The organism is Shewanella canadensis, from assembly GCF_003966225.1.
Taxonomy (GTDB): Bacteria; Pseudomonadota; Gammaproteobacteria; order Enterobacterales; family Shewanellaceae; genus Shewanella; species Shewanella canadensis.
The window spans coordinates 119,428-131,968 of the sequence record NZ_RXNU01000011.1; the positions used below are offsets into that span (position 1 = coordinate 119,428).

10 protein-coding genes are annotated in these 12,541 nt (G+C 45.7%); 8 read left to right on the forward strand and 2 right to left on the reverse strand.

The window, feature by feature from the left end:
- The first annotated feature begins 16 nt into the window (after positions 1 to 16).
- The 8 genes from rsxA (at position 17) to gloA (ending at position 7,695) form a co-directional block, all read left to right on the forward strand.
- Positions 17 to 595, forward strand: coding sequence for an electron transport complex subunit RsxA (gene rsxA, locus EKG38_RS18105; protein WP_012142388.1), 579 nt, complete (start codon positions 17 to 19; stop codon positions 593 to 595).
- Between the two features lie 2 nt (positions 596 to 597).
- Positions 598 to 1,167 (forward strand): electron transport complex subunit RsxB, encoded by a 570-nt coding sequence (rsxB, locus tag EKG38_RS18110; RefSeq protein ID WP_126521670.1) that lies wholly within the window; start codon positions 598 to 600, stop codon positions 1,165 to 1,167.
- Complete coding sequence (gene rsxC / locus EKG38_RS18115) at positions 1,161 to 3,836, forward strand: electron transport complex subunit RsxC (RefSeq protein WP_126521672.1); 2,676 nt, start codon at positions 1,161 to 1,163, stop codon at positions 3,834 to 3,836. Before rsxB ends, rsxC begins: the two co-directional genes overlap by 7 nt.
- Positions 3,837 to 3,839: 3 nt before the next feature.
- Positions 3,840 to 4,892, forward strand: coding sequence for an electron transport complex subunit RsxD (gene rsxD / locus EKG38_RS18120; RefSeq protein WP_126521674.1), 1,053 nt, complete (start codon positions 3,840 to 3,842; stop codon positions 4,890 to 4,892).
- A gap of 17 nt (positions 4,893 to 4,909) precedes the next feature.
- Complete coding sequence (gene rsxG, locus EKG38_RS18125; protein ID WP_185826900.1) at positions 4,910 to 5,548, forward strand: electron transport complex subunit RsxG; 639 nt, start codon at positions 4,910 to 4,912, stop codon at positions 5,546 to 5,548.
- On the forward strand, positions 5,545 to 6,255 hold the full coding sequence (locus tag EKG38_RS18130) for an electron transport complex subunit E (RefSeq protein WP_439332667.1): 711 nt from the start codon (positions 5,545 to 5,547) through the stop codon (positions 6,253 to 6,255). Before rsxG ends, EKG38_RS18130 begins: the two co-directional genes overlap by 4 nt.
- Positions 6,256 to 6,286: 31 nt before the next feature.
- Positions 6,287 to 6,925, forward strand: a complete 639-nt coding sequence (gene nth, locus EKG38_RS18135; RefSeq protein WP_126521676.1) for an endonuclease III — start codon at positions 6,287 to 6,289, stop codon at positions 6,923 to 6,925.
- A gap of 359 nt (positions 6,926 to 7,284) precedes the next feature.
- On the forward strand, positions 7,285 to 7,695 hold the full coding sequence (gene gloA, locus EKG38_RS18140; protein ID WP_126521678.1) for a lactoylglutathione lyase: 411 nt from the start codon (positions 7,285 to 7,287) through the stop codon (positions 7,693 to 7,695).
- A gap of 83 nt (positions 7,696 to 7,778) precedes the next feature.
- Here the strand turns inward: gloA and EKG38_RS18145 are convergent, their stop codons facing one another.
- Both EKG38_RS18145 and ruvB read right to left on the reverse strand, forming a co-directional pair.
- Positions 7,779 to 10,322: a TonB-dependent receptor gene (locus EKG38_RS18145; protein WP_126521680.1), complete on the reverse strand. Its 2,544-nt coding sequence runs from the start codon at positions 10,320 to 10,322 to the stop codon at positions 7,779 to 7,781.
- A 1,193-nt stretch (positions 10,323 to 11,515) separates the two neighbouring features.
- Positions 11,516 to 12,532: a Holliday junction branch migration DNA helicase RuvB gene (ruvB, locus tag EKG38_RS18150; RefSeq protein WP_126521682.1), complete on the reverse strand. Its 1,017-nt coding sequence runs from the start codon at positions 12,530 to 12,532 to the stop codon at positions 11,516 to 11,518.
- Between the last annotated feature and the right edge of the window lie 9 nt (positions 12,533 to 12,541).

The following is a 12,541-nucleotide window of genomic DNA, read 5'->3' on the forward strand; positions in this document are numbered from 1 at the left end:
CAAAAATGAATAAGAGATGAGTGAATATCTCCTGCTATTGATCAGCACTGTGTTGGTCAACAACTTTGTATTAGTCAAATTTCTTGGTTTATGCCCTTTCATGGGAGTGTCCAGCAAGCTCGAATCAGCCATTGGGATGTCGATGGCGACGACGTTTGTCCTTACTCTCGCGTCCGTATTGAGCTACTTGGTTAACCAATATCTGTTACTGCCTTTTGAGCTGGGCTACCTAAGAACGATGAGCTTTATTTTAGTCATTGCCGTTGTCGTTCAATTTACCGAAATGCTTGTCCAAAAAACCAGTGCCTCTCTCTACAGGGCTCTGGGTATATACCTCCCTCTTATCACGACCAACTGTGCAGTGCTCGGTGTTGCCTTACTGAATATCAGTGAGAAACATAACTTTATCGAGTCAGCTATCTATGGGTTTGGGGCTGCTGTCGGTTTTTCTCTGGTACTGATCCTTTTTTCAGCCATGCGTGAGCGGCTTGCCGCAGCCGATGTGCCTCTTCCGTTTAGAGGAGGGGCCATTGCCATGATCACTGCGGGTCTTATGTCTCTTGCATTTATGGGTTTTACAGGATTGGTTAAATAAGTATGTCCGGAATTTTTATCGCAATAATTTTACTCACAATCCTGGCACTCTTGTTTGGTATTTTACTCGGTTTTGCAGCAGAGAAATTTAAAGTAGAGGGCGATCCACTGGTCGATCAATTAGAAACCCTTTTACCTCAGACTCAATGTGGTCAGTGTGGATACCCAGGCTGCCGTCCCTACGCCGAGGCGATTGCCAACGGCGAAAAAATCAATTTGTGCCCGCCCGGTGGCAGTGCCACTATGGAAAAGTTAGCCGAGATGGCAGGGGTTGAACCTGAGCCCCTTTCGGCCACCGAAGAGGTACAAGTCAAGAAAGTCGCTTATATCCGTGAAGACGAATGCATTGGATGCACCAAGTGTATTCAAGCCTGTCCTGTCGATGCCATCTTAGGTACCGGTAAGTTAATGCACACTGTTATCACCGACTACTGCACTGGCTGTGACCTCTGCGTAGCGCCCTGCCCGGTTGATTGCATAGATATGCTGCCCGTAGAACAAACCGTTAAAAATTGGGATTGGAAGCTTAATGCTATTCCCGTAAAAACCTTGGATGAGGATTGCCAGTGCTAACTTTATTTGAACAGATTGATAAAGGAACACTTTGGCGTTCAATTGGCGGTATCCACCCCCCGGAGAGAAAAACCCTCTCAAATAGAACTTCCATTGCAACATTGACCTTGGCCGATGAGTTTGTAGTCCCGCTGAATCAAGTTGGTGAATCATCGGTTCTCGCTATCTCTGAGGGCGAGTATGTCACCAAAGGCACGCCCTTAACACGCGGCACTCACTTTGGCCATTTGGCTGTACACGCGCCTACATCGGGCCATGTGACTAAGATTGAACAGCGTCCAAGTAATCATGCATCCGGACTCCCGGTGTTAAGTTGTGTCATTACCCCTGATGGGCTGGATACACTGAATCCAAACATTCATGCCCCACTCTCCTGGAATGACATTGCCTCTTGGTCAAACGAAGAGATCTTAAAGAAAATACAAGATGCTGGTATCGCAGGCTTGGGCGGCGCGGCATTTCCTACCCATATCAAGCTTAACCCGGCCAGCGAAATCGAGCTGCTGATCATCAACGCCATTGAATGTGAGCCATATATCACTGCCGATGACGTGCTCATGCGAGAGCATAGTGATGCGATATGCTTAGGAATCGCCATCATCTACCGGTTACTTCAACCTAAACGACTGATAATTGCTATCGAAGATAACAAACCTGAAGCTATCGAAGAGATGCATCACGCGTTAAACCGCAGTCAGCTCCCCACAGAGGGAGTCAGGATCACCAGTGTTCCCACCCTTTATCCTTCCGGTGGAGAAAAACAGTTAATACAGATTTTGACTGGCCAAGAGGTGCCTTCAGGCTCGATTCCAGCCCATCTTGGGATAGTGGTCCAAAACATAGCGACCAGCTTTGCCATCAAGGATGCGGTCTTAAGAAATTACCCGCTCATTGAACGTGTTGTCACTGTTACAGGTAATAACACTTCCAACCCCGGTAATTATTGGGTACCAATTGGCACACCAATATCTCATCTGTTAACTCAGACGGGGTTCAGAGGCAATGAAACCGATAAGGTTATTATCGGTGGCCCCATGATGGGTTATGCCCTATACAATGACAGCGCTCCCATCATAAAGGGCAGTAACTGTCTGCTCTTGCCCGACAGTAAAGAGCTGGCTCCAGAGCAAAAGGAGCTGCCTTGTGTGCGCTGTGGAGAATGTGCTCAAGTGTGCCCGGCTCAACTGTTGCCTCAACAACTGTTTTGGCATGCTAAAGCTAAAGAATACGATAAAGCCGTCAATTTCAATCTTGCCGATTGCATCGAGTGTGGATGTTGTACCTACGTGTGTCCGAGTAATATTCCACTGGTCGAGTATTACAGAATCGCCAAATCGGCGGTAAAGACGGAAGCTGAAGAGAAGAAACAAGCCGAACTGGCTAAGCAAAGATTTGAATTGAGAACTCAGCGGTTAGAGGATGAAAGACTCGCCCGTGAAGCGAAGCAAAAAGCCGCTGCCGAACGACGTAAGTTAAATATGTCCGCTACAGACAACGATGCCGTAGCTCAGGCCATGGCCAGAATTAAAGCCAAGAAGGCAGCCGCCAGTTCAAATGTCCCCACTAATGCACCAGACGCCCCCGATAATAAGCGTAAGGATGTCTCTGCTGCGATTGCTCGTGCTAAAGCCAAGAAGGCCGCACAGAGCAACCCTGATGACGCCACAGACCATTCACAGCCTTCTGAGGCAACCTCCGTCGATGACAAGAAGGTCCAAATTGCCGCAGCCGTTGCCAGAGCAAAGGCTAAAAAAGCGGCGCAGCAAGATTCTGAAACTGATAGCAATGAACAGCTGGCGGCTTCTGTAGACGTAAGCAAGCCGTCACAAGAGGTGGTCCCCCCCGTCGATGATAAGAAAGCTAAGATTGCCGCAGCCGTTGCCAGGGCTAAGGCTAAAAAGGCTGCGCAGCAAGCCTCTGAAACTGATAGCAATGATATGCTGGCGGCTTCTGTAGACGTAAGCAAGCCGTCACAAGAGGTGGTCACCCCCATCGATGATAAGATAGCTAAGATTGCTGCAGCCGTTGCCAGGGCTAAGGCTAAAAAGGCCGCGCAGAAAGCCTCTGAAACTGGTAGCGGTGATGAACTTGTGACTTCTGTAGACACAAGCAATCCATCACAAGAGGTAGCCCCCCCCGTCGATGATAAGATAGCTAAGATTGCTGCAGCCGTTGCCAGGGCTAAGGCTAAAAAGGCCGCGCAGAAAGCCTCTGAAACTGGTAGCAGTGATGAACTTGTGGCTTCTGTAGACATAAGCAATCCATCACAAGAGGTAGCCCTCCCCGTCGATGATAAAAAAGCTAAGATTGCTGCAGCCGTTGCCAGAGCAAAGGCTAAAAAGGCTGCGCAGCAAGCCTCTGAAACTGGTAGCAGTGATGAGCTTGTGGCTTCTGTAGACATAAGCAATCCATCACAAGAGGTAGCCCTCCCCGTCGATGATAAAAAAGCTAAGATTGCTGCAGCCGTTGCCAGAGCAAAGGCTAAAAAGGCTGCGCAGCAAGCCTCTGAAACTGGTAGCAGTGATGAACTTGTGGCTTCTGTAGACGCAAGCGACGCACCACAAGAGGTAGCTTCCCCCGTAGATGAAAAGAAAGCTCGAATAGCGGCAGCGGTCGCCAAGGCGAAGGCTAAAAAAGCAATGTTAAAAACAGAAAGTGAAAAGGAATAACTGATGGCGTTTAAGATAGCCTCTTCGCCTCATTTGAGTCGTAGTTTTCAGACCAGCTCTTTAATGCAGCGGGTCATGTTGTGTGCCCTCCCCGGTGTAGCGGTGCAGTGTTTCTTTTTTGGCTGGGGTACTGTTATCCAAGCCCTACTAGCCATGAGTGTTGCATTAATAAGTGAAGCTCTTGTGCTTAAACTCAGAACGCGCAACGTCACCGAAACACTCAGAGATAACAGCGCACTACTAACAGGATTACTCATAGGTATCGCTATTCCCCCCCTCGCACCTTGGTGGGTAACGGTGATAGGCACCCTGTTTGCGATAGTGGTAGTTAAACAGCTTTACGGCGGACTTGGGCATAATATTTTTAATCCCGCCATGGCTGCTTATGTCATGTTACTGATCTCATTTCCAGTACAGATGACGAGTTGGGTTGCCCCCTCAGTTATAGCGAGCCAGCCGGTAGACTTTATTCATAGTTTACAAATGATTTTCACTGGTGCTTCCCCCTCTGAAATCAGTGCCTATAAACTCGGGTTTGATGGCATATCGATGGCAACCCCACTCGATACAATCAAGACAGATTTGGCCATGGGTCTGACCACAATTGAAAGTCTTTCAAAAGCCATCTTTTCAAATGGGTATGGTGTGGGCTGGTTTTGGGTCAACTTGGCATATCTTGCCGGTGGGCTAGTCATGCTGAAACTAAAGGTCATTCGTTGGCATATCACTGGCGGCATATTAGCTGCTCTGTTTATCTGTTCGAGTATTGGCTACCTGCTTAATCCCGACACATTCACAGGGCCCCTGTTGCACCTATTTTCTGGTGCGACCATGTTGGCAGCTTTCTTCATTGCCACCGATCCTGTGACGGCTGCAACCAGTGTAAGAGGACGTATAGTCTTTGGTGCCTTGATCGGTATCCTGGTTTATATCATTCGAACGTTTGGTGGCTACCCGGATGCCTTTGCATTTGCCATTTTATTAGCCAACCTCTGTGCTCCTTTTATCGATCATTACATGAAACCTAGGGCCTACGGCCATAGATCAGCGACTTAAGCAGACCGGAGCTTCACTTGAAAAAATCTATGATAAAAAACGGTTTGCTACTGGGTGTATTTGCATTTTTTTGTACTGCACTCGTGGCGGTAGTCAACCAGCAAACCTTCGACAAGATAAAACAGCAGCAGCAGCTCGAGTTAAAGCGGGTGTTACATCAAATCATCCCCGATGAACTTCATGATAATGAACTAACTGAATACTGTATTCTTATTCATGATGAAGATGCATTAGGTATCGATGAGCCCTTGCCTTCATACATAGCAACAAAGCAGAGTCTTCCTGTCGCTATCGCAATAGAGGCTGTGGCGCCTGATGGGTATAACGGTAATATCAGACTCGTTATAGGTGTCAATACCGCGGGTGAAGTACTGGGTGTAAGAACCCTGACTCACTCAGAAACACCTGGGCTTGGTGACAAGATTGATTTAAGAAAATCAGATTGGGTACTGGGCTTTAATAAAAAATCCATACAAGATGAGAAGGACAGACTCTGGCATGTAAAAAAAGATGGCGGAGATTTTGACCAATTTACCGGTGCAACCATTACCCCCAGAGCCTACGTTAAAGCGGTCAAAAATGCCCTACTGTATTTCAATTCAAATAAAGATACCTTGCTGACAAGGCCTGCAAATTGTGAGGTTAACTACCAATGAACAATGAACTGAATGAATACAAGACAATCGCATTACAAGGGTTATGGAAAAATAACCCAGGTTTAGTCCAACTGTTAGGGCTTTGTCCCCTGTTAGCCGTCACAGCAACGCTCACCAATGCTCTGGGGCTAGGCCTTGCGACTATGGCAGTGCTTATTGGTTCAAATGTGCTGGTATCACTCGTGAAAGATTTCGTCCCACGGGAGATCCGTATTCCGGTTTTCGTCATGATCATCGCGGCGCTCGTCACCTGTGTGCAGTTGCTTATTAATGCCTATGCCTACGGCTTATATCTCTCACTAGGCATATTTCTACCTCTGATTGTCACCAACTGCGTGATCATTGGGCGAGCCGAGGCTTTTGCATCACGCAACTCCGTGGTTAAATCCGCTTTCGACGGCTTCATGATGGGCTTTGGTTTTCTGCTTGTCCTGTCGGTTCTCGGCGCGTCTCGTGAGATCTTAGGGCAAGGGACACTATTTGAAGGCGCTGATCTACTGCTTGGCGATTGGGCTGCCAGCCTGACGATTCATCTTTGGCAGGTCGATACCAGCTTCTTACTCGCCATGTTACCACCAGGGGCATTCATCGGTATGGGCTTCCTGATAGCATTCAAAAACATTGTCGATAAGCAAATTTCTGACCGTACAACGACGCCCACTGTTACCGAACCGGTTACGCGCGCCAGAATAACTAAAGTTAGCTAATCTGCATTCATTAAAAGAGTAAAAAAAAGAGATGAACAAGTCTAAACGAATACAGATCCTTGAGATCTTAAGAGAGAATAACCCTCACCCCGAAACTGAGCTTAATTTCTCCAGTCCGTTTGAGTTGCTCGTTGCGGTCACACTCTCGGCTCAGGCAACTGACGTCAGTGTCAATAAAGCCACCGATAAGCTATTCCCCGTTGCAAATACTGCCCACGCTATCCACGCTCTGGGTGTCGATGGTCTAAAAGCATATATAAAGACAATTGGGCTTTATAACAACAAGGCAATTAACGTTATTAAGGCCTGTGAAATACTCGTCGAAAAGTTTGATGGTGAAGTGCCGGAGGATCGCGAAGCGCTCGAATCACTACCGGGTGTCGGCAGAAAAACAGCCAATGTGGTACTCAACACCGCGTTTGGCTGGCCTACCATCGCCATAGACACGCATATTTTCCGAGTCGCTAACAGAACAAAATTTGCAATGGGTAAGAATGTTGTCGATGTTGAGGATAAGATGCTGAAAGTGGTCCCCAGTGAGTTTATGGTCGACGTACATCACTGGTTCATTCTTCACGGACGTTATACCTGCATAGCAAGAAAACCCCGCTGTGGTAGTTGCCTGATTGAAGAGCTTTGTGAATTCAAAGACAAAGTCTATCCGGAGTGATCATTGTCCGGAAACAAAAAAAGCCGCATAGCGGCTTTTTGTTTATCTGCATTTTCGCTTTACGCTTAGAACAAGCAAACGAAGAAAACCGATAAAAACACGCCAATGATAGCAGTGGTACCGACGGCCATTTTTAATTCTGTGTTCATTTAAGACTCTCATTAGATGGTAGTGATAGTTCCCTATCGCATTATCTAAAGAAATAACATAGATTCAAACCAATAAATATTGAAAGTGTGATCTGGTCTCAAGTTAATGAATAGCACTATTTTTCTGATCATCACCCAAACTTGAACAGATGTATTATACCGATTGGTATTATAATCCCTGCCATTAATAAAAAATCACTCGAGGTGACCATGTCTCAACTTCTACACACCATGATCCGTGTTGTTAACTTAGAAAAAAGCATACATTTTTATACCCAAATCATGGGAATGAAGCTACTGCGAAAATCTGAAAATAGTGAGTACAGATACACACTCGCCTTTGTCGGATTCGATGATGAGTCAACGGGCAGTGCCGTGATAGAACTCACCCATAACTGGGATACCGACAGTTACGAACAGGGGAATGCCTTCGGTCACCTTGCCATTGGTGAAGAGAATATCTATGCCCGCTGTAAAGCCATCGAGAATGCCGGCGGTAAGATTGTTCGGGCACCGGGTCCCGTCGCTGGCGGGAGCACAGAGATCGCCTTCGTTGAAGATCCTGACGGTTATAAAATTGAGCTAATCCAGATGAGTTCGGCACAGAAAGGACTTGGCTAAATACATTTCAGGACGGGTCAAATTCAAGAATAAAAAAAGCGCCGTAAGGCGCTTTTTTCTATCGAATTAACGATGTTTTTTCATTAGAACTTAACGGTTACGCCAGCGTAGTATTGGCGACCAATGGTGTCATACACTTCTGGTACAGTACCACCGGCACTACCGTTAGACACATTTGATGGCTCTTCGTCAGTCAGGTTCTTAACGCCCGCACTCACCATCCAAGTATCATTGAAGAAATAAGATGCTGATACGTTGTGATAAAGCACGGCATCAACCTTAGTACCTTCACCTAAGTCATCCATTTCACCAATATAACGGTTGAAGTACATGACGCTCCAGTCATCTTGACCCGCTTTAACGCTGAAGTTGTTGCGAACTTGAGCATAAGCACCGAAATTACCATCGATGGTGTTAGTGTAATCGACGCCATCTTGCTCAAAGTTCAGCAAGTAAGTGGTATCGTTGCTTATTGTCCAATCTAAGCTTAACGCTTCAAAGCTATAGGCTAAGTTAAAATCGATACCGCTTGTATCTTGGTAACCGACGTTAGTTAGTGTATTTGTCAGGTTATCTAAATTACCGTTTGGTCCAATGTTAAAGGCCACACAGGCCGAGTCATCGCCGATTCCTTTTTCTTGATAATCATAACAGCTCTGTAAACCGTTTTGCGTATCCATACGGGCAATCGCGTTTTTAACTTTAAAGCGCCAGTAATCGACAGTAAGCGACATACCGTCCACATAGCTAGGCGAATACACTAAGCCCGCGGTGTATGACTCAGACTCTTCAGGCTTAAGATCTTCATCTGAGGTGCGATTCACTAGGATCTGAGGATCTTGCTCATTCTTCCATGGATCATCCAGGTAATCGAATGAACCTGAGTTTCCGCCGTATAGCTCGCTAACACTCGGTGCACGGAAGCCCGTCGCTGCTACGGTGCGGATCATCAAGTCATCTGTCGCTTCGTATGTTAGACCAATTTTCCAGGTTGACGCATTACCAAATGTTGAGTAATCGTCAAAACGAAGTGCGAATTCACCGGTCAACTTATCCGTAAATGGCACGCTGACTTCCTGGAATACAGAAATTACATTGTAGTTACCATCGGTTGGATCTTGCTGTGCGGCAGTACTTTCACCCGCAACCACAATTGGGTCTGGGTTGTAGTAACCGCTTTCGTAACGGTATTCAGCACCGATAGCATAGGCCACAGCACCGGCATCAAGGTCAAATAACTCACCCGTTAAACCCGCAGAGAATACATGCTGCTCATTACCACCATCGGCTTCTTCGGTGTAAGCAACGCTGTTCAGCAAATCCTGGTCTGTCATCGGCTGACCTGTCAACCAAGGATCTTGATCGGCATAGATTGCATCCGTCATGATTGATGCATTGATTGAGTTCTCTACCGCCGTCTTAGCCTTGTTTTTACCGTAAGTGTACGAAAGATCCCAGTCCATACCGGTATTGACATCAATTGAACCCGCTAGACCTGCAGAAACACGTAATGTATCAGTGTCTTGTGTATAAACACGTGGACCAACGTCATTCATACGCTTTCTGTAGTTAACTTGGCCCTTGTCATTTGGTTTAATGCCAGCAGCAATCATGTCATCATCAAGTTCAACGCATGAATCAGATACTACACCCGGCTCACAAACATCTAAGTCTAAGTTTGCTGGCTGTGGTGCCAACTGCTGATTAGATTTACGCTTGGTGTAAAGGATATCACCCGTTAGCACCAGATCATCGCCAAGTTCTTGCGTCATGTTAGCGAACAAGCTATAACGCTTACTCGGCGTTTGATAAAAGCTGTCTTGTGTATAATCGTAGCCTTCTTCACGATCAACCCAGTTACCATTCTCATCTTTAACCATTCCGCCCAATGACCCGTTTGGAATGAATGAGCTGGCACCTGGATCTGTCCAGTCACGGTCAGACTGAACAACACCACGACGCTCAGAGTAAGCCGCACCGAATGTGTAGTTACCCGTATCAGTATTAAAGCCGTAGAGTGCACTGATCTCGCCGTTTTCACCATCGCTCTTATCAGTCATGCCACCAGTAACATCAATCTGAAAGCCTTCGAAATCTTTCTTCGTGATGATGTTAACAACACCGGCAATGGCGTCTGAGCCATATACTGCTGAAGCGCCATCTTTAAGGATCTCGACACGTGCAATCATAGCGACAGGGATAGAGTTCAGATCCACAGCGCTGTCAGCACCAGAACCTGAGTTCACCATACGGCGTCCATTTAACAATACCAGCGTACGCTGTGAGCCCATACCACGAAGGTCAACCTGAGCAACACCGTCTGAGCCATTGTTGGTGCTTGAACCCATTGCGGCACCAGCCATAGAAGTTTGTGCTTGTAGCATTTGGTCTACTGAAGTGAAACCTTCAGCTTTGATAGTTGCAGCATCAATCACTGTTACAGGAGATGCTGTTTCCATATCTTGACGTTGAATACGGGAGCCGGTTACTGCAATACGTTCGACTTTAGCTTCTTCTGCCACTGCACTTGTTGATACGGTAAATGCTGTGGTTGACACTGAAGCAATTAAACCAAATTTAATTGCTGAGGCTAATTTACTACGAGAATGCTGCGAGGTTCTTATCATTAAAACTTACTCCCTAACTTATGCTTATTATTTATTTTTTATTACGCCTTTAGAATTTATTTATTGGCGTTGAAATTGATACTGAAGTTTCACCTTAATACAGTCAATCACTCAAACCATTAACTTACTCAAAATAACTGTTAAGCAAAATAACTTAACTTGTGGCAACCTTGTAAAATAAACCTAATCAATTATTAATAAATCTGATAATTTAGTTTTTATAACTGGCAAGAGTCAAACGTAACAGTTTTTAAAACTGCGCAATCTGCAACTTTTCAGTAACCATGCAAAATACCCAAACTGTGACGCGGATCACAAAAGCTGGTTTTGTTAATGGGCAGGGCAAGTTGCTTGAAACAGTATTTTATACTTTTACAAGCTCACCTTTCTTAGATTGATAAAATCTTAAGCCTTCATACAGTTAGTTATCCTGCAAAATGCCAAATTATTATGCATTTGTAACAAAACGATGCGGTTACACACCGATACTTTTGGGTGGTAAATGCTTTTAAGTTTGCATTATTGTGAACAGGGAAGTAGATGATTTACTAAATGTCAATATACCAGCGACAACACACAAGTAAGAGCCAAGATAATTAACCAATAAAACAATGTTAAATATAAACCACCGCTAAAATAGAATTGAAACAGACATCATTCAGAACAGAATGTTTACTTTAATAGCCAGGTAAATAGACAGGATGACTATTTACTACAAAACGTTATGAAGAATATTTAGTATGGAAAGGCATGGATAACATTTACGATTCATAATACTCAATGCATGGGTATCGAATTATCGTTATCAAATGATTGTTTACACATTATGAATTATGGTTGTTAAATCAAAGGAGAAGCTGACAAGAGTCTCTCACTGTTCACAGCGAGCAACTCTGTAGATAAAGGCCCTCCTTTCAAAAGCAAAACGAATCCTGAAGTGTTATACCAATCGGTATAAAGTGTGTTTGCACACTCACCATCGTCTTCACGCTAAACGCGTCCCAGTCTTAAAGATGACATTGGACTCAGCAGGTTTAATCAGGCTTAAATCGGATTGAATTTGATTTGATTGGGTTGGGTTGGGTTGGGTTGGGTTGGAGTGAGTCAGGTTGGACTGAGTTGAACGAAATCGTTTCAATCTATCTGCCAGAGGCCTTATAGTAAAAACTTAAGGCCTCAGGCAAATGTTGGTGCTATTTTTCGGGTTGAATAATATCGAAGTGGCGGTAAGCACGGTCTGTGGCAATACGGCCTCTGGGTGTACGCTGGATAAAGCCCTGTTGTATCAAAAATGGCTCTAACACATCTTCGATGGTCTCTCTCTCTTCACCAATCGCTGCGGCTAAGTTATCGAGGCCTACGGGTCCCCCCATAAACTTGTCTATGATGGCCAGCAATAGCTTCCTATCCATATAGTCGAAACCTTCGGCATCGATATCCAACATATCTAATGCCAGATCTGCCACAGCTTTATTGATTTCGCCATCGTGCTTTACCTCAGCAAAATCCCGTACTCGTCGTAACAAACGATTGGCGATCCGCGGCGTTCCACGAGAGCGCTTGGCCAGTTCTATAGCACCTTCGTCATCGATCGGCAACTCGAGAACATTAGCCGAACGCGATACGATTGAACTGAGATCTTTCGTGTTATAAAACTCTAACCTGAGAGGGATCCCAAATCTTGCGCGTAATGGCGAAGTTAGCGCCCCAGCTCTCGTAGTCGCCCCAATGAGCGTAAAGGGAGGCAGATCCAATTTAATTGAACGAGCAGCAGGGCCTTCACCAATCATGATATCTAACTGGTAATCCTCCATAGCTGGATAAAGGATCTCCTCGACTACCGAACTGAGGCGGTGGATCTCATCGATAAACAGGACATCACCAGGCTCAAGATTAGTCAGGAGTGCAGCAAGATCGCCGGCTTTTTCCAGCACCGGTCCCGAGGTAGATTTAATATTTACCCCCATCTCATTGGCAACGATCATCGCCAATGTTGTCTTTCCCAGCCCCGGAGGTCCATAGATCAGCATATGATCGAGTGCCTCACCGCGATTTTGGGCCGCTTTAATAAATATCTTTAACTGAGCTCTGGTATCATCTTGACCCGTATACTCATCGAGCAACTTAGGACGCATCGCCCTGTCTATCTGCTCATCACGCTCTTCGGGCCCTTGTGGCTCAGCATGGATTAAACGATCGGCTTCTATCATCAATATCTC

Coding starts and splice junctions, on each gene's coding strand:
- rsxA (WP_012142388.1), top strand. CDS start 17: ATGAGTGAATATCTCCTGCTATTGATCAGCACTGTGTTGGTCAACAAC.
- rsxB (WP_126521670.1), top strand. CDS start 598: ATGTCCGGAATTTTTATCGCAATAATTTTACTCACAATCCTGGCACTC.
- rsxD (WP_126521674.1), top strand. CDS start 3,840: ATGGCGTTTAAGATAGCCTCTTCGCCTCATTTGAGTCGTAGTTTTCAG.
- EKG38_RS18130 (WP_439332667.1), top strand. CDS start 5,545: ATGAACAATGAACTGAATGAATACAAGACAATCGCATTACAAGGGTTA.
- nth (WP_126521676.1), top strand. CDS start 6,287: ATGAACAAGTCTAAACGAATACAGATCCTTGAGATCTTAAGAGAGAAT.
- gloA (WP_126521678.1), top strand. CDS start 7,285: ATGTCTCAACTTCTACACACCATGATCCGTGTTGTTAACTTAGAAAAA.
- EKG38_RS18145 (WP_126521680.1), bottom strand. CDS start 10,322: ATGATAAGAACCTCGCAGCATTCTCGTAGTAAATTAGCCTCAGCAATT.
- ruvB (WP_126521682.1), bottom strand. CDS start 12,532: ATGATAGAAGCCGATCGTTTAATCCATGCTGAGCCACAAGGGCCCGAA.